The sequence below is a fragment of the Bacteroides sp. GM023 genome, from assembly GCF_014750685.1.
GTDB lineage: Bacteria > Bacteroidota > Bacteroidia > Bacteroidales > Bacteroidaceae > Bacteroides.
The window spans coordinates 138916-157842 of the sequence record NZ_JAAXGE010000014.1; the positions used below are offsets into that span (position 1 = coordinate 138916).

Annotated in this window: 10 protein-coding genes; 3 read left to right on the plus strand and 7 right to left on the minus strand. The window is 41.5% G+C overall.

Going from position 1 to position 18927, the window contains the following annotated elements:
* The first annotated feature begins 105 nt into the window (after positions 1-105).
* Genes HC965_RS23160 through HC965_RS23170 form a run of 3 tightly spaced genes read left to right on the plus strand, consistent with a single transcriptional unit; the run spans position 106 to position 5579 of the window.
* Positions 106-1191: an efflux RND transporter periplasmic adaptor subunit gene (locus HC965_RS23160; RefSeq protein WP_167959492.1), complete on the plus strand. Its 1086-nt coding sequence runs from the start codon at positions 106-108 to the stop codon at positions 1189-1191.
* A 12-nt stretch (positions 1192-1203) separates the two neighbouring features.
* The gene (locus HC965_RS23165; protein ID WP_191033693.1) at positions 1204-4236 is read left to right on the plus strand and encodes an efflux RND transporter permease subunit; all 3033 of its coding nucleotides are present in this window, start codon (positions 1204-1206) and stop codon (positions 4234-4236) included.
* Entirely contained in the window at positions 4233-5579 is a 1347-nt protein-coding gene (locus HC965_RS23170; protein ID WP_191033694.1) for a TolC family protein, read from the plus strand. Before HC965_RS23165 ends, HC965_RS23170 begins: the two co-directional genes overlap by 4 nt.
* Positions 5580-5711: 132 nt before the next feature.
* Here HC965_RS23170 and HC965_RS23175 read toward each other — a convergent pair whose 3' ends face one another.
* The 7 genes from HC965_RS23175 to HC965_RS23205 all read right to left on the minus strand — a co-directional run bounded on the left by HC965_RS23175 (position 5712) and on the right by HC965_RS23205 (position 18567).
* Positions 5712-6872, minus strand: coding sequence for an acyltransferase (locus tag HC965_RS23175; protein ID WP_191033695.1), 1161 nt, complete (start codon positions 6870-6872; stop codon positions 5712-5714).
* 108 nt (positions 6873-6980) lie between these two features.
* A complete protein-coding gene (locus HC965_RS23180; protein WP_191033696.1) occupies positions 6981-8618 on the minus strand; it encodes a fumarate hydratase in 1638 nt (545 codons plus the stop codon).
* Between the two features lie 192 nt (positions 8619-8810).
* Positions 8811-10802 carry a DUF4954 family protein gene (locus HC965_RS23185; RefSeq protein ID WP_191033697.1) on the minus strand — a complete coding sequence of 664 codons (1992 nt, stop codon included), beginning with the start codon at positions 10800-10802 and terminating at the stop codon, positions 8811-8813.
* A 59-nt stretch (positions 10803-10861) separates the two neighbouring features.
* Entirely contained in the window at positions 10862-12121 is a 1260-nt protein-coding gene (gene hflX, locus HC965_RS23190; protein ID WP_191033698.1) for a GTPase HflX, read from the minus strand.
* Between the two features lie 153 nt (positions 12122-12274).
* Positions 12275-13939 (minus strand): RagB/SusD family nutrient uptake outer membrane protein, encoded by a 1665-nt coding sequence (locus HC965_RS23195; RefSeq protein WP_191033699.1) that lies wholly within the window; start codon positions 13937-13939, stop codon positions 12275-12277.
* Between the two features lie 27 nt (positions 13940-13966).
* Positions 13967-16960, minus strand: coding sequence for a SusC/RagA family TonB-linked outer membrane protein (locus tag HC965_RS23200; RefSeq protein ID WP_370539993.1), 2994 nt, complete (start codon positions 16958-16960; stop codon positions 13967-13969).
* Positions 16961-17376: 416 nt separating this feature from the next.
* Positions 17377-18567, minus strand: a complete 1191-nt coding sequence (locus HC965_RS23205) for a site-specific integrase (protein WP_191033701.1) — start codon at positions 18565-18567, stop codon at positions 17377-17379.
* Between the last annotated feature and the right edge of the window lie 360 nt (positions 18568-18927).

Consider the following 18927-nt stretch of genomic DNA (forward strand, 5'->3'; position numbering starts at 1 on the left):
CTTTTATTTGCAGAAAAAACATCTTGGAGATTAAACCATTCCAAGGATAAGAAGTCTAATCTACGAAAAGAATAATTATTCAATAGCTATATACTATACTAAACCATGAATAAGAAAACTAAATGGGGCATCATTATTCTTGTTGGTGCCGGTATCATTGGTGGAGGAATCTACTCACAATTACCAAAAGAGAACGACGAACTAGCTGCTGCCGAAAAAGTGATGGGTGGCAATAAGAAAAAGGGAAGGCAGATTTTGAATGTGAACGCTAAAGTCATAAAGCCACAATCCCTGACAGATGAATTTACGACTACAGGTGTGCTTCTACCCGATGAGGAAGTGGATTTGTCTTTCGAGACTTCCGGAAAGATTGTCGAAATCAATTTTAACGAAGGAACACCGGTGAAAAAAGGTCAGTTGCTTGCCAAAGTGAACGACCGGCAGTTGCAGGCACAATTACAACGTCTCGTTTCGCAGTTGAAGCTGGCGGAAGATCGTGTGTTTCGCCAAGATGCGTTATTGAAGCGGGATGCTGTCAGTAAGGAAGCCTACGAACAGGTTAAGACGGATTTAGCCACCCTGAATGCTGACATAGAGATAATCAAAACCAATATTGAATTGACTGAGCTTCGTGCCCCGTTCGATGGGGTTATCGGACTTCGCCAAGTCAGTGTCGGTACATACGCCTCCCCTACCACGGTTGTTGCCAAGCTGACTAAAATAGCTCCGTTAAAAGTAGAATTTTCCGTACCGGAACGCTACGCCAAACAGATAAAAAAAGGAACTAACCTGAATTTCAGCGTTGAAGGAAACCTGGATGCTTTCGGTGCACAGGTGTATGCCGTAGAATCATCTATTGACCCTAACTTGCACCAGTTTACGGCACGTGCGCTCTATCCTAATGTCAATCACATTCTGCTTCCCGGCCGCTATGCAAGTGTATTGCTGAAAAAAGACGAGATTAAGAATGCCATCGCTATCCCGACAGAAGCGATTGTACCGGAAATGGGTAAAGATAAAGTCTACCTGTATAAATCAGGAAAAGCCGAACCGGTAGATATTACCACCGGCATCCGCACCGCATCCGAAGTACAAGTGATAAGAGGATTACACATGGGAGATACCATTATCACTTCGGGAACATTACAGCTCCGCACCGGACTCGCTGTGACACTTGACAACATTGATTAATATCAGCGCCTCATGAATATATCCGAATTAAGCATACGCCGCCCGGTATTAGCTACCGTACTGACAATCATTATCCTACTCTTCGGATTCATCGGATACAACTATTTGGGTGTCCGCGAATATCCATCAGTGGATAATCCGATTATTTCCGTCAGCTGCTCCTATCCGGGAGCCAATGCCGACGTTATCGAGAATCAGATTACCGAACCGTTGGAACAGAATATCAATGGTATTCCGGGTATCCGCTCTTTGTCCAGTGTCAGCCAACAGGGACAAAGCCGTATCACGGTAGAATTTGAATTGTCCGTCGACCTGGAAACGGCTGCCAATGACGTGCGTGATAAGGTTTCGCGTGCACAACGTTATTTGCCGCGCGACTGTGACCCGCCTACCGTATCGAAAGCTGACGCAGATGCCATGCCTATCTTGATGGTTGCCCTTCAGAGTGACAAACGCTCTCTATTGGAATTGAGTGAAATCGCCGATCTGACTGTCAAGGAACAGTTACAGACCATTTCCGACGTTAGTAGCGTATCCATCTGGGGAGAGAAACGTTTCTCCATGCGTCTTTGGCTAGACCCTGTAAAGATGGCAGGTTACGGAATTACTCCTATTGACGTTAAAAATGCAGTAGATAATGAGAATGTGGAACTTCCTTCAGGTAGTATCGAAGGAAACACAACCGAACTTACGATTCGTACCTTAGGATTGATGCATACCGCAGATGAATTCAACGATCTGATTATCAAGGAAGCGAATAACCGTATCGTACGTTTCAGTGATATCGGGCGTGCCGAACTGGGTCCTGCCGATATCAAAAGCTACATGAAGATGAACGGTGTGCCGATGGTGGGTGTGGTAGTCATCCCGCAACCGGGAGCCAACCATATCGAAATTGCAAACGCTGTATATCAGCGCATGGAGCAAATGAAGAAAGACTTGCCGGAAGATGTACATTATAACTATGGTTTTGATAATACCAAGTTTATCCGTGCGTCTATCAATGAGGTGAAGTCTACTGTATATGAAGCATTTATACTCGTTATCATCATCATTTTCCTTTTCCTTCGCGACTGGCGTGTCACATTGGTACCTTGTATTGTAATTCCTGTCTCCCTAATCGGTGCGTTCTTTGTCATGTACCTGGCAGGGTTCTCTATCAATGTACTTTCGATGCTTGCCATCGTATTGTCCGTGGGGCTAGTGGTGGATGACGCTATCGTAATGACGGAGAATATCTATATCCGTATAGAAAAAGGAATGAGTCCGAAAGAAGCGGGAATAGAAGGAGCTAAAGAAATTTTCTTTGCCGTAATCTCAACGACTATCACATTGGTTGCCGTATTCTTCCCTATTGTCTTTATGGATGGAATGACGGGACGACTTTTCCGGGAATTCAGTATCGTAATCTCCGGATCGGTTATCATTTCTTCGTTTGCCGCACTGACTTTCACACCGATGCTGGCAACAAAGCTGCTTATAAAACGGGAAAAACAAAGTTGGTTCTATGCGAAAACAGAGCCTTTCTTTGAGGGGATGAACCGGATGTACAGCCGTTCGCTGGCTGCTTTCCTACGTAAACGATGGATTGCACTTCCCTTCACGCTCATCACAATGTGTCTTATCGGTATTCTTTGGAATGTGGTTCCAGCGGAAATGGCTCCGCTTGAAGACCGTTCGCAAATCAGTATTAGCACACGTGGCGCGGAAGGGGTGACTTATGAGTATATCCGGGATTACACCGAGGATATCAATCAGCTTGTAGATTCCATTCTTCCTGATGCAGAAGCTGTTACCGCCCGTGTATCCAGTGGTAGCGGAAATGTGCGTATCACATTAAAAGATATGCAAGACCGTAACTATACACAGATGGAGGTTGCCGAGAAAATCTCAAAAGCTGTACAGAAAAAGACAATGGCACGCTCGTTCGTACAACAGCAATCTTCTTTCGGCGGACGCCGTGGAAGTATGCCTGTCCAATATGTACTTCAGGCCACTAACCTAGAAAAACTAGAAGAGGTATTACCCCAATTTATGGCTAAGGTGTACGAGAATCCGGTCTTCCAAATGGCGGACGTTGACTTGAAGTTCAGTAAACCGGAAGCCCGTATTCAGATTAACCGTGACAAGGCCAGTATCATGGGAGTAAGTACCAAGAACATTGCTCAAACCTTGCAATACGGATTGAGCGGACAGCGTATGGGATATTTCTACATGAACGGCAAACAATATGAAATCCTTGGTGAAATCAATCGCCAGCAGAGAAATAAACCGGCTGACCTGAAAGCTATTTATATCCGTAGCAATAACGGGGATATGATACAATTGGATAACCTTATTGAGCTAGAAAGTGGTATTGCACCTCCCAAATTGTATCGTTACAACCGTTTTGTATCGGCAACTATTTCAGCAGGATTGGCTGATGGGAAAACAATCGGGCAAGGGTTGGATGAAATGGATAAGATAGCGAAGGAAACACTGGATGATACATTCCGTACCGCTCTCTCGGGTGACTCCAAGGAATACCGGGAAAGTTCTTCCAGCTTGATGTTTGCCTTTATCTTGGCTATTCTTCTGATTTATCTGATTTTGGCAGCACAATTCGAAAGTTTCAAAGACCCGCTGATTATCATGTTGACAGTGCCACTGGCTATTGCCGGAGCGTTGGTATTCATGTATTTCACTGATATCACAATGAATATCTTTAGTCAGATTGGTATTATCATGCTGATTGGTCTGGTAGCGAAGAACGGTATTTTGATTGTAGAATTTGCCAATCAGAAACAGGAAGCCGGAGAGGACAAGATGAGTGCCATCAAAGATGCCGCACTGCAACGTCTCCGACCGATTCTGATGACAAGTGCTTCTACGGTTTTGGGACTTATCCCACTGGCATTTGCTACCGGAGAAGGTTGTAATCAACGTATCGCCATGGGTACGGCAGTAGTGGGTGGTATGGTAGTATCCACATTGCTCACCATGTATATTGTACCGGCCATTTACAGTTATATTTCGACAAACCGGATAAAAAAACTAAAGGAATGAAACAGAAAGATATTTGTATGAAACGCATCATATACATAGTTACTTCATGTGTCTTCTTATCAGTTTCTACTGTGAAGGCACAACAGGTGCTTACCTTGAAAGAATGCCTGGAAGAAGGATTACAAAATAATTACTCTTTACGTATCGTCCACAATGAAGAGCAAATCAGCAAGAACAATGCAACATTGGGAAATGCTGGTTATTTGCCGACTTTGGACTTCTCCGCCGGATATGCCGGAAACTTGGATAATATTGAAAGTAAAGCCCGTGCCACCGGAGAAATAACCAAGAACAACGGAGTATACGACCAAACAGTCAACGTCGGCCTCAACCTCAACTGGACTATCTTTGACGGATTCAATATCAGCACGACTTACAAACAGTTGAAAGAATTGGAGCGACAGGGAGAAACCAATACCCGTATCGCTATCGAGGACTTTATTGCCGACCTGACATCAGAGTACTACAACTTTATTCAGCAGAAGATTCGTTTGAAAAACTTTCATTACGCAATGTCACTCTCTAAAGAACGTCTGCGTATCGCGGAAGCGAGCCACCTCGTCGGTAAGTTTTCGGGACTGGATTATCAGCAAGCAAAGGTTGACTTCAATGCAGATAGTGCCCAATATATAAAACAACAGGAACTACTGCACTCCTCACGTATCCAATTGAATGAATTGATGGCGAATAATAATGTCAATCAAGTTATTATCATCAAAGATTCTACCATTGACGTACACAGTGATCTGAAGTTCGAAGATTTATGGAATTCTACGTTGTCGACGAATGCTTCTTTGCTAAGAGCTGACCAAAACACCACGTTAGCACAACTGGATTATAAAAAGATAAACTCACGCAACTATCCCTATCTCAAATTGAATACCGGATACGGATATACCTTTAATAAATATGACATTAACGCTACCAGTAAAAGGGGCAACCTGGGTTTCAATGCCGGAGTAACCGTCGGATTTAATATATTCGACGGAAATCGCCGCCGCGAAAAGCGAAATGCGACTCTTTCCTTTAAAAACAGACGCCTGGAACGTCAGAACCTTGAACTGGCACTCCGCTCCGACCTCAGTAATTTATGGCAGGCTTATCGTAACAATCTTCAATTGTTGAACCTGGAACGACAGAATCTTATAACTGCCAAAGATAACCATGATATTGCCATGGACCGTTATATTCAGGGAGACTTGTCAGGATTTGAAGTGCGCGAAGCGCAAAAGAGCTTGCTGGATGCAGAAGAACGTATCCTCTCCGCAGAATATAATACCAAACTTTGTGAGATTTCCTTGTTACAGATTAGTGGAAAGATTACGAAGTATCTGGAAGAATAGAAAAGACATAAGAACAAAAGAACATATACTCCACGTTCCATATTTTAAGAATATTAGTATCGGAAAAAATATGTTCTTTTGTTCTTATGTCCTCAAAAAAGCCTTTGGCCTTTTATCTCATTATGTATTTTGTTATCCCATTATATATTTTGCAGGTTTACCAATACGGTTCACCAAATGTACTATCAACCAGGAAACAACAAAAGCTACTATCGCAGCTATCGGTATCTGCAAAGGAATAGGTATATCAAGAGCTCTCATCAATACCACAGACGGACCGGTAAAGAAATAATGTATCATATAGACCCCAAAACCACATTCGGTAAGATCTGCCAATGCTTTCCGTATTCTTTCCGAACGGATATTCACCTTTTTGGCCAGCATAAATACAGGAATGGTCATCATAACCACATTGAGGGAGCAATAGGTAAAGAACAACTCTAACATTTCATCCGTGCAATCCGGCAAAGCCGTCATATGGCGGAATCCAAAGAACGTCACGACATAACCTACCGCAAACATCGGAATACCGATTGCCAATGTTTTCTTCATGCTCCAATCAAGGTTCTTCAAATAATGTCCCAATAGCAAATATCCGTTGAATCCGGCAAAAGCATATAACATTCCAAATGAGTTCCACGAACAGGAACCCCACAAATAGCCGTCAACAAACTGATAATAATAAGGTAATAATAAAGTGACTCCCCAAGCCAGCAAGAACATTAGTTTAGCACGTTCCGATGCTTTCTCTACCCATGCCGAAAAAATAGGCAGATAAAGGTAAAGCCCGATAAGCAGATAAATGTACCACATATGTACTGCCAAAATGGAGAAGTTGAACGGAATCGTCAGGATGTACTTCATAGCAACCGAAAAAGACTGCTGCATTACTTCTTCACCGGAATAAGGGAAGAAATCAAGAATGATCTGCGGACTCAAACCCAACAGTCCCGTTATCCAGGGAAAAAGATTGTAAATGACAGACCAAATCAGGAACGGATACAACACACGGGTAATACGTTTCTTATAAAAAGTGGAAGTATCACCCCGGACAGGTAAAAGCAAGGCACCCGTTATCATCACAAACAGGGGTACACAAGGACGGAGAACAGCTCCATAGATAGCTCCCCATAATTTAATTTCCCCGATATTGGGAGCAGTGCCCGGATAAAAATTAAAAGGATCGGTGCAATGGCAGCAAACAACTGTAAACATTGCGATAAAGCGCACAGCATCCAGCCATACGATATGCTGGTTCTTTTGATTAGATAGTTCGATTGTCGGTGGTTTCATAATAGTTAGTAGCAGAAAGGAGAAGTTAGTAAAAAAGGGATACCCATATGAATAAATGACAGGTATCCCTTAAATGAATCGTTTTATATAAATGGAATTATCGACTAATTATTTAGTACAATTCCATGGTTTCAACTGTTTGAAGAAGTCGTTGCCCTTATCATCTACCAGGATGAATGCAGGGAAGTTCTCTACTTCAATCTTCCAGATAGCTTCCATACCCAATTCAGGATATTCCACACATTCGATGCTCTTGATATTATTCTGAGCAAGAATTGCAGCCGGACCGCCGATAGAACCCAAATAGAAACCACCATATTTCTTGCAAGCATCCGTTACCTGCTGACTGCGGTTACCCTTTGCCAACATAACCATGCTGCCGCCATGACTTTGGAATAACTCTACATAGGAATCCATACGTCCTGCAGTAGTCGGGCCCATAGAGCCACAAGCCATGCCTTCCGGTGTTTTTGCCGGACCTGCATAGTAAATAGGATGATCTTTGACATATTGAGGCAAGTCTTCACCACGATCCAAACGTTCTTTCAGTTTGGCGTGTGCGATGTCACGACCTACGATAATCGTTCCGTTCAATGACAGACGAGTGGATACCGGATATTTAGTCAACTCTTTCAGGATTTCAGCCATCGGACGGTTCAGGTCGATTTTGACAACATCGCCTTCGCCTGCCTTACGCAATTCTGCCGGAATAAGTTCGCCCGGATTTGAATCCAGTTTCTCAATCCAGATACCTTCTTTGTTGATTTTACATTTGATGTTACGGTCGGCAGAGCAAGATACGCCCAAACCTACCGGGCAAGAAGCACCATGACGAGGCAAACGGATGATGCGAACATCATGAGCCAGATATTTACCGCCGAATTGTGCGCCAAGACCAATCTTATGAGCTTCTGCCAATACTTCTTTTTCCAGTTCTATATCACGGAATGCACGGCCATATTCGTTTCCAGTTGTAGGCAGGTTATCATAGAAATGAGTAGAAGCCAGTTTCACTGTCAACAGATTCTTTTCAGCAGAAGTACCACCGATAACGAAAGCGATATGATAGGGAGGACAAGCGGCTGTTCCTAAAGTCTTCATTTTTTCAACGAGGAACGGAACCAATGTACCCGGATTCAAGATAGCTTTCGTTTCCTGATACAGATAAGTTTTGTTGGCAGAGCCACCGCCTTTTGTAACGCAAAGGAATTCATATTCCATGCCTTCGGTAGCTTCGATATCAATCTGAGCGGGAAGGTTGCATTTTGTATTTACCTCATCATACATATTCAGAGGTGCATTCTGAGAGTAACGCAGGTTCTCTTCAGTATATGTCTTATAGACACCCAACGAAAGAGCTTCTTCGTCAGAATAGCCGGTCCATACCTGTTGGCCTTTCTCACCGTGGATGATAGCAGTACCCGTATCCTGACAGAAAGGAAGTATCCCCTTTGAAGCAACTTCCGCATTACGCAGGAAAGTCAATGCCACATACTTGTCGTTTTCACTTGCTTCGGGATCACTCAGAATCTTAGCAACTTGTTCGTTGTGCGAACGGCGGAGCATGAATGATACATCACGAAAAGCCGTATTAGCCATCGCAGTCAAACCTTCTTTCTCAATTTTCAGGATAGGATTTCCTTCAAACTCGCTTACTGACACGTAGTCTTTTGTAAGCAGATAATACTCAGTTGTATCTTTCCCCTTTTCAAACATGGGCTGATACTTAAACGGAGGTGTTGCCATAAGTCTCTTATTTTATTACGTAATGTTAGTTAGTGTGGCAAAGGTAGTAATTAAGAATGAAGAATGGTGAATGAGGAATGAAGAATTAAGAATGAATAACGGAGAAATTCGGCGTTGAAACAAAAACGGCGGACAAGTTGTGCTTTAGTTGCACACTGCCCGCCGTCTATCGTTTCATAGGTTATGGTTTGTTTACTCTTGTATACCTTCGATACGTTTAATCAGTTCATTTCCAAGAGCTGTTTTTTCTTCAATATGTTTCAACACTGCCGTCACGAATGTATTACTTTCGAAATCGCCGCGCACTTGTTCGAAATCCTGCTTCATCTCGTCATGAGAGCCGTCGGCACCAAATCCGGTCATGGAAGACAGTGAGAATTCCTTCTTTGCGTCTTCATATACCATCTTATCCAATCCGACTACGGCTTCCTGCCAGGATTTCACGATACAAATCACATCCTGTGCCGTAATTGTCTCTGGATTCAAGCCATAGAATTCCTGAATCTTATTGTAAGCCCATGTCCATTCGTAGGTGTAATAATTCTCGTGCATCTCCGCAAAGCAGGCATTGATTGACTTCAAACGATTGATAGCGCCATTCTCAATGCCATCCAGCAAACGGTCTATCTCGCTCTTCGGAGCAATTAGTCCTGACACGTCCACCCATTCACCGATTCCTATCTCCGTATCCGGTTTCAGACGTTGACGGATCTCTTCATTACTTTGGAAGTTAATGCCTTCCAATCGCTTAATGATTGAGTTACCCAGAAATTTATGAATAGCTATTTCATAAAAACGAATACCGTTATTCAAGGAAGAGTTCCTTATTTTAGCGCTCTGATAAGAATAGATTTCGGATGTTTCACCGGATACCCGTCTCATCTCTTTCAGGATGGAGCGTCCTTTGAACATTTTCTGAATGGTATAGGGACTCAAAAGGTTGTAGTTGATGTAATCCAAACGGTTCGGGTCTTGCCGTTTATCACGCTTCGGCCATTTCTGAGCATCACGGATGGTACCGACACTTCTCAGATTAACGCCCGGAACCAGATAAGTCGTATTCCGTTGCTCTATCAGATAGGAGAAAGGAAGATTGGATGTATCGGCATGATTGACATGGCGTCCCATTACAAGGGAGAAAGCTCCGACACGTGCCGGCCACAGGATGTATGAATCGGAAGTCGTTTTCGCTCCCCTTTCCATCGTTCCCTGATGAATGGGACCTAGCTTATACATATGGTTACTCTGATTGGACCCCGAACCTGCATTCATAAACGAGAACATTCCGGCAATCAGCAACGTAGATTTGTGGTGCGTCACGGTGAAAGGACCTGCAAAGATGGCGCATGCCTCTCCGTTCTCTCCCTGGCAATTACTAAAAAACAAGGAATTGGAAGCAGAATAGTTATGTCCCAGTTTACAGGACTGCCCCACAAAGCAACGGCTCAACATGGTACCATCATCTACCCGTGAACCGGATGAGATTATAAAATCGTCGCAAATCACACCATGTCCTATATACACAGGGGCTGTCACGTTACTATTAACACTGCCATTGGACAGTCGGTTGGTTCCGCAAATATGGCAATAATCGCCAATCCGCACATTCCGGATGGAACCTGTATTGAGAATCATCACATGATCACCAATACTGCCAACGGCAGATGCATGTTTGTTGGAATAATAATCCGCAATCGACTTCATGCGGCTGATTAGTTCGGGACGATGGCGGTACAGCGCAAGTATATACGCCTGATGTGCAGACAGCTTGTCATTAATCAACACCTCACGTCCTCCGGTTTCGTTGAGAACCGCCACTTCTATCCCATTACCGAAAGTAGTCAACCCATCCACCAGGATGATGTCTACATTTTCAATAAAGGAATCGCTACCAATCTCATAATTAGCAATGTAATTCTGGATATTCTCAATGCAGCAGTTATCCCCTACTGTCACATTGTGCAGCGTCACATGGCGCAATCCCGAGTGTTTCTTAATGCCTCCCCGTAGTGTAAAATCCGATTCAAATACCCCTAGCTTCACTTCTCCCGAAAAACGAGTGTGGTGAACGTACTCACAATTAAATCCATCGGCTACCAAAACATTTCCCCATTCATCGGCCAGACACGACTGGCTCTTCAACTGAAGCACTTCATCTTCAGTCAATCTACGATAGTCTTTCATATAAATAAATATAGTAATGTACTGCCTTCCCCCAATTAGCAAAGCAGCACATTGATTAATTATTCTTCCTCTTCTTCGTAGGTCTGATAAAGAAAATCGTTATAGGGATATTTCTGAACGTGCAATTCTTTCACCCGTCGGTAAACTACATCTTTCAGTTCGTCCATATTGATTCGTTCGCGGGCGGAAATAAAAAGACAGTTGTCTTCCATCTTTGCCATCCACGTCTTCATCAGTTCTTCGAGTGTTAAGTTTTCCTTTGTCCGGGGGGTAAGGTCGTCCGACGCTTTCTCCACGTAGGTGTAGGCGTCTATTTTATTAAATACAAGTATCATAGGTTTGCCGGCACCGTCAATTTCGGCCAGCGTCTTGTTCACCACCTCAATCTGTTCTTCAAATCCGGGGTGCGAGATATCTACCACATGCACTAACAAGTCCGCTTCGCGAACTTCATCCAGGGTAGATTTAAAAGATTCAACCAGGTCGGTAGGCAACTTACGGATAAATCCCACCGTATCTGATAACAGGAACGGAAGATTATCAATTATCACCTTACGTACAGTAGTATCCAACGTAGCGAACAGCTTGTTTTCCGCAAACACTTCGCTCTTTGCCAGCAGGTTCATTATGGTCGATTTGCCCACATTGGTGTAACCAACCAGTGCGACACGTATCATACGTCCGCGGTTCTTACGCTGGGTAGCTTTTTGCTTATCAATTTCTGCCAGACGTTCTTTCAACAATGACATACGGTTCAGGATGATACGGCGGTCCATTTCGAGCTGTGTTTCACCCGGACCACGAAGTCCCACGGAACCTTTACCACCACCGGCACCGGAACCACCACCCTGGCGTTCCAAGTGAGTCCAGAGTCTTTGCAGACGTGGCAGCATGTATTTGTACTGTGCCAGTTCCACCTGCGTTTTAGCGTTGGCAGTCTGGGCACGCATGGCAAATATATCGAGAATCAGCGAAGTACGGTCCAGTATCTTCACTTTCAGTTCGGCTTCTATATTACGAAGTTGTTTCGCGGAAAGCTCATCATCAAAGATGACCATTCCCACTTCACGTTCTTCTTCCTCTTCGTTACGGATATATTGTCTGATCTCCTCCAGTTTTCCTTTTCCTACATAGGTCACCGAATGAGCTGTCGGCAACTTCTGTGTAAATCGTTTCACTACTTCCGCCCCAGCCGTCTCGGCAAGGAACGCCAGTTCGTCCAGATACTCGTTCGTCTTACGCTCATCCTGCGTTTGCGTGATGAGTCCGACAAGTATTGCTGTCTCTACTTTGGCTTCGGATATTACAAATTCTTTCATTCTTTACTCTTATATAATAATGTGGGCGCAAATATAACAAAAAAAAGAGGACAATGTTATAAAAAGGCATCGAAAAAAGTCTGCCCCAGTCAAACCGGGACAGACTTTTACATATAAATTGTCTATTATATTTTATCTGAAAAGATTAATATTTTAATCGGTTACGCCGTCAGTAAGTCCAGCGCCATCTCCTTGTACTGGCATTTTTCCGTCCTTATTGTTATCACTTTCAGAAATTCCATTGTTTGAGTTAATTTCTTTCTGCGGAATACGCAATAACAACCATCCGTCGTCTGCTTTAAGATTAAATTTGAAAGCATCCGGGAAGTTACTTTCTACTCCGCTGTTGTTGAAACGAACGATGTTCTTTTTCAGACGCATAACATCAGGAAACGCGAAACCTTCTCCCCACAACTCAATACGGCGTTGCAACCATACGGCATCCTGCACTTCTTCTTTGGAACTTGCACTACAAGTATATTCTTCATCACGGTAAGCCTTTATGAAGTCTTCCAGTATTTTCTTACCACCGCCCGGGTTACCGGCCATTGCTGTTGCTTCCGCCTGAATCAGAATCATTTCTTCTGCACGCATCAAGCACCAGTCACCACTATTGATAGTGGTACCGATATTGCCCTGGTAAACTCCAAATTTAACATTGGTATATGGGGTGAATTTCTGTTTTACATCCGGAATCTCCAGCTCCGGAATAGATTGACCGTCATACCCAGCCCATGATAATCCATCCAGATTCTTTGATTTCAAGTTTTCGTCTACCCACCATCCTTTACGCACGTCTTTGTCTCCTATCTTGGCATAAAGCATAGAACTAATCATTTTATAACAGCCAACTCCCGCAGTATAGGCATCTCCAGAGAACGACGAAATAGTCGAAATCCATGAAGGATAGGCAGCAGGCATATTAGATGGATTTAATAAAATAGCCCACATCCAGTTAGCGCTTGCTTGCGCATCAACAAAAGCCGGTTTAGAAATTTCTCCTTTGCTAGCTGGTGAATAACCACTAAGGGCCTTAGTAGCATCATCTGCTGCCGCTGCCCAATTCTGCATAACCAAATTAACACGTGCGCGAAGTCCATAAGCAACGTTCTGATTAATGAAGTTCTTAGAAGCTGCCGGTCTGTTATAACCCTCAAGTAATGTTACAGCTTGGTTCAAGTCACTCATTATAAGTTCATAAACAGCCCTCACTGTTGCACGGGGATTATTAGAAGGATTTCCGGCCTCTTTATCTGTCACGATAGGTACAGCCGGCTTATCTTCGTTTCCTACATAAGTAAACTGATAGTTTTGCACGAGAGAGAAATAGTCGAAAGCACGTGTAGCCAACGCCATTCCACGATAATATTTCAACTCGGCAAGCTCCGTATCTTCCGGAATAGAAGACAGAATATCATTCGCTTGCTTAATCTGCGTGTAGAACATACTCCAACGCATATATGGGTTGGCATAGTTGTATGTACGGTCAGAATATTCGCTGGCTACAGAAAACCAGTTGAAGTCATTATTCGGGGCAACCATATCCGCCGAGTTCAAATCCTGACAAAGTGCTGCCATAGGATATCCGAAATCATCGTCACGCGGGTCTGTCATTCCATATACGCATCCTTGCTTACCAATAGAAGCAAACATTCCTAAAACATCACTTGCCACACGGCTGGGCAATGCTTCTGCTATCTCTTCTTTTTGTTCAGAAGTTATAATATCCCCTTCGGGCTTAGTATCCAGATCAGTGCAAGCTCCAATTCCAAGGCTTACCAATCCTATTGCTAATATATTGTATTTTTCTAATTTCATAATTTTCAGTTTTATTCTACAAATAATTTAGAATGTAATAGTAACTCCACCGGAAATCGTTCTAAGTGAGGTATACATACCGGCACCTGTATCCTGGAAATATTCAGTTCCCAAACTTTGACGTGGATCAACACCCTTACGTGCAGTCAATAACCCCAAATTATCACCTACAACGTAGAATCTTAATTTGTTGATATTAAACTTCTGACTCAGTCTCTTAGGAATAGTATATCCAACTGTGATATTATTCAAAGATAAATAATTAGAGTTAACCAAGAATCTGGAAGAAAGCAACTGATTGGATTTATCCGCTGTACTGATACGAGGAACGTCCGTATTTGTATTTTCCGGTGTCCATGCTTTCAAAATATCCTTGTGCCAGTTCTTACCAGGGCCATCTCCCGAGTGCATTAATTCCTGATAAGAGAAATCATAGAATTTACCACCTAACTGATAAGAAAGTGCCATAGATATATCAAATCCGTAAAGGCTTACCGTAGTGCTTATACCACCGTATATTTTAGGAAGTGACGAACCCAGATCCGCTTGTTTGGCAGCAGACCAGTCATCAGTTGTAGATCTGTCGCCTTTATCAGGATCAACATAGTATAAAGCCTTACCTGTTTCTTTATCAACTCCCGCATATTCACGCAGATAAGAGTTAAACAGCGAACCGCCAACTTTCCAGATGGTAACAGTTCTGGTGATACCATTTTCTGCTACACTAGAATCCAAAGTAAGGATTTTGTTCTTATAGTGAGTTCCATTCAAGCTAAGTGACCAATATACCTTATCAGTATTTAACAATACTCCGGTTAAATCAAATTCAACACCAGAGTTACGCATTGAACCTACATTCTTAGGCATATAAGAATATCCTTGTGTCAAAGATACCGGCTGGTTGTACAGCAAATCTGTTGTTTTACGATTGAAATAATCGATGCTACCGGTTAACCGATTGTGGAACAATCCGAATTCGACACCAAGATCGACACTATGAGATGTTTCCCAAGTGATGTCCTTGTTTCCTTTATAAGTAAATGTAGGAGCAAAATCTCCGTTACTGCTTCCAAGAGTGTATTGATCCAAATAAGGATAGTAGTTGGTTGTACCATCGCTATAATTCAGATTATCATTACCTTGCACACCATAACTAGCTTTCAGCTTTAGCATATTTACCCAGTCAACATTAAAGAACTCTTCTTTATTGATCAACCATGCCGCACCTACACTACCGAAATTTCCCCAACGATTATCCGGATGGAAACGTGACGAAGCATCTCTACGATAAGAAGCAGAGAAGAAGTATTTTTCGTCATAATCGTATTGTGCACGGAACAACCATCCCTTGGTAGAGTAACGATCGGTGTAAGACGTTGCTTTGGGAGTTTCGAAAATAGCATTACTAATTTCACCTACCCATGGGTTATACAGTTTTTTACTTTGTACATCCAGATCTTGCAACTTCAAGTTGTATGATTCGTAACCAGCCAAAATGTCTATACTATGTTTCTGAGCAAAACTAGTCTTATAAGTAAACAAGAATTGTTGATTCAATCCTATTTTTCTATAATGCTCAACTTCTACTTGTCCACCTGCTGACACAGAACCACCATAGAATGGATTATATAAAATTGAAGAACGTTGGTCACTTGTGTTCACACCCACATTAGCGTTGAACTGCAATCCTTTGTACAAATCAACTATTGCATAGAATTTCGCATTAATTACATTAGTCAAAGATTCGTATCTATCCAGTTTTAGCGATACTCCCGGATTCGACATTGCCATAAAAGCACGTACTTGTCCGGTAGAGTTACCTGAGTCATAAACAGTCATGCCGTTATTATCAACTTTGACATTTCCGTCAGCATTTCGCACATACATCGGATAGATAGGAGCGATCATGGAAGTAATATAAAACAAGTTTCCAGTTGATCCCCAGTCAGTCTGATTTGTCGGAGCTTTGCTATTATAATAGGTATATCCCATATTTGCGCCCACTTTCAACCATGGTTTAGCTTGATAATCAGCTTTTAGACGACCTGTATAGCGTGTAAAGCCTGATCCCTCGACAATACCGGAGTCATCCAGATAGCCTAATGACATATAGAAGTTCAATTTATCACTCGAACCGGAGATTGAAGCATTGTACTCTTGTCTTAAGTTACCCTTATCAAACATTTCATCATACCAGTTGTCCGGTGTGTAGTAATAATTACCATCACTATATCCCAACTTTGCATTTTTATTGATTTTACCGTCTACTCCAATGAAGTCTTCTCCAACTGGTACATTATAAACCTGATAGCCCAAACCACCATTCTTTACATCCAACATGTTTTTCAAAGCATAGGCACGTGCTTCACTAGCCGACTTTCCATTATAAGCCTGACTATTATACATTGCTTTGTAAAATGTCTCATAATACATGGCAGGATCTTTCATTACATTATAGTTAGGCACAGCACGTGAGTTGCTACCCCATTTTGCGTCAACTGTAACTACCGCATTACCACCGGACACACCTTTCTTTGTTGTTATCAGAACAACTCCATTAGCTCCACGTGCTCCATAAATAGCACTGGCAGATGCATCTTTCAATACGCTAATAGACTCAATATCCTGTGAGTTGATAGCAGAAATACTACCATCATAGGGAACACCATCTACAACATACAAAGGATCATTGCTAGAACTCATTGAGCCAATACCACGAATCTTGATTTTGGCATCCTCTCCCGGTTGTCCATTAGCGCTGGTTCCCTGCACACCTGCAACAGAACCAACTAATGCATTTGTTACATTGGAAACCTGACGCATAGCAATCTTTTCAGCTTTCATTGTTGATGCAGAACCGGTAAAAGCTGCTTTCTTTGCCGTACCATAGGCTACCACTATAACTTCATCAATCTGCTTTGCATCGGACTTCAAAACGACTTTCAAACGAGGTTTAATAGTAACTTCCTGGGTTTCCATACCAATGTAAGAAATCTGCAAAGTCTTTGCAGAACTAAACACAACCGCAACAGACTCATAACCAAAGACTTGTCAAAAACGCTATTTCCCTGGGATATAAATGCATGATTATATATATATCACAGATTATTAGCTCATTAAATATTCTTAGGAAGGCTCAAGTCTGTGAATTATGATACTATATTTCTATCAAAATATAAGCTTTATAATCTTTATTCTCAGTCACTTACATTAGCATTTTATCGAAATAATAGAGCAATATTGTTACTTCTTTATTATCAATATCCATTTTTGTCATTGCTATTCGTAATCAATATTAACCAGCAACAAGTGTACTTATTCATTTATGAGTAAGTAGCCGACGTGGATATGCAAAACACCAAAGGTGTAAAAGGCGTTGTCTGTTATTATATCTCATTAATGTTCCATAAATGGGACATTAATGAGAATATCCCGGCCTAACTTTTCCGCTTGTTACTACCTTTTAGTGAAGCCGCTTTTTCAAGATCACGCACGACTGTGATGTCCATTATATTTGCATACACCTGAGTGGTCTTTACACTTTTGTGACCTAATAATTTTTGTACAGTAGTTATATTAGCACCACTATATAATAATAAGGTAGCATTCGTGTGGCGCGCAGTATGAAATGATACTCGTTTGTCAATTCCCGCCAGGTTTGCCAGTACATTCAGCTCTTTGTTAATATTAGAATTATCTTTTAACTTGAAGAAACTATTAAGATCATCTTTGTAGTGCTGTAATATCTGAATTCCTTTTCCTTCAAATAATAGGTATAATGGCAAACGTACTTCAATTCCCGTTTTTACTGATTTGTATATAAGCCAGGTTTCCTGATGAAATTCGACAATATTCGCAGATGTTAGATTTATAAAATCGGAATATCGTAACCCCGCATAACAACAGAACAAAAAAGCATCTTTTGTTTTTTGTAATTTTGCAAACTTTCCCATTAACTGCAAATCTTCAAATTTATGCAATTCTTCTGGTGACAAATGTGTATGATTTCCTTCTACACTCTTGATCTTATATTTTCTGAAGGCATATTTTTGCACATCCATATATTCCTTATTTATAGCAACATTGACATACCGTTTCAGATGTTTCATATGCTTTGCTATAGTATTAAGGTGATACCCTTTAGATTGCAAGTAATTGTCAAATGAAGAAACAAACTCAAATGTCAGATCCATAAACGATACATCTTTCTTGAATTCCCGAAGTAATTCAAGAGTAGAAAGATGATTCTGCTTAGTACTTTCTTTCAAAGAAGAATTAGCCACTTCTTCTTTGTAGAAACTTAAAAACGACCTTCCATTACTCATCGGTTTGTCAATAGACTCTTTTAACAAATCCAGTGAAATTGGTTTTCCTTGTTGCCATAATCCAAGCTCAGTTTGCTCAATCGCAGCTATATATTCATATAACATACGGTTTAGAACATCAGCATTAGGATGACTTTTCACCATTCTTCGTTTTGTATCCCATTGATCAACTTTGAGATATATTTTGGTGGAGAAATACATTTTCCTCCTATTGAGATAAGCCTCTACCTGTACTAATGCCATTCCCTTTTTATTCAATCTCTTTTTTCTGTTAAACACAAGATTGTAACTAATCTTTTCCATACTTTTCCTTTTTAATTAATAATAGAACAAATTAAACGTAGTTCTGTGCTACATCAGAGATGAATATGCATTAATATCTCTAAAAAAATAATCTTTTAATATCTAAGTATTCACAAAACTTTAAATTAAATGCCACTTTTTCATGTCTATTCTTGCGTAAAAAGCAAAAAGTAGCCTTGCGAATACTCTTTTGTGACTAAAAACGAGTAAAATAAATCTTAAAAGATACATTTTGCTTAGACAAAATATCACTATAACTTTTTAAAACTAACCACTTTTATATCGAAAAATATGCTTATCAGCATAAAATAGACCATTAAAATAACAATATGTTATATTTACAACCTTTTTTTATTAAAT

Coding starts and splice junctions, on each gene's coding strand:
- HC965_RS23160 (WP_167959492.1), top strand. CDS start 106: ATGAATAAGAAAACTAAATGGGGCATCATTATTCTTGTTGGTGCCGGT.
- HC965_RS23180 (WP_191033696.1), bottom strand. CDS start 8,618: ATGGCAACACCTCCGTTTAAGTATCAGCCCATGTTTGAAAAGGGGAAA.
- hflX (WP_191033698.1), bottom strand. CDS start 12,121: ATGAAAGAATTTGTAATATCCGAAGCCAAAGTAGAGACAGCAATACTT.
- HC965_RS23205 (WP_191033701.1), bottom strand. CDS start 18,567: ATGGAAAAGATTAGTTACAATCTTGTGTTTAACAGAAAAAAGAGATTG.
- HC965_RS23185 (WP_191033697.1), bottom strand. CDS start 10,802: ATGAAAGACTATCGTAGATTGACTGAAGATGAAGTGCTTCAGTTGAAG.
- HC965_RS23165 (WP_191033693.1), top strand. CDS start 1,204: ATGAATATATCCGAATTAAGCATACGCCGCCCGGTATTAGCTACCGTA.
- HC965_RS23170 (WP_191033694.1), top strand. CDS start 4,233: ATGAAACAGAAAGATATTTGTATGAAACGCATCATATACATAGTTACT.
- HC965_RS23195 (WP_191033699.1), bottom strand. CDS start 13,939: ATGAAATTAGAAAAATACAATATATTAGCAATAGGATTGGTAAGCCTT.
- HC965_RS23175 (WP_191033695.1), bottom strand. CDS start 6,872: ATGAAACCACCGACAATCGAACTATCTAATCAAAAGAACCAGCATATC.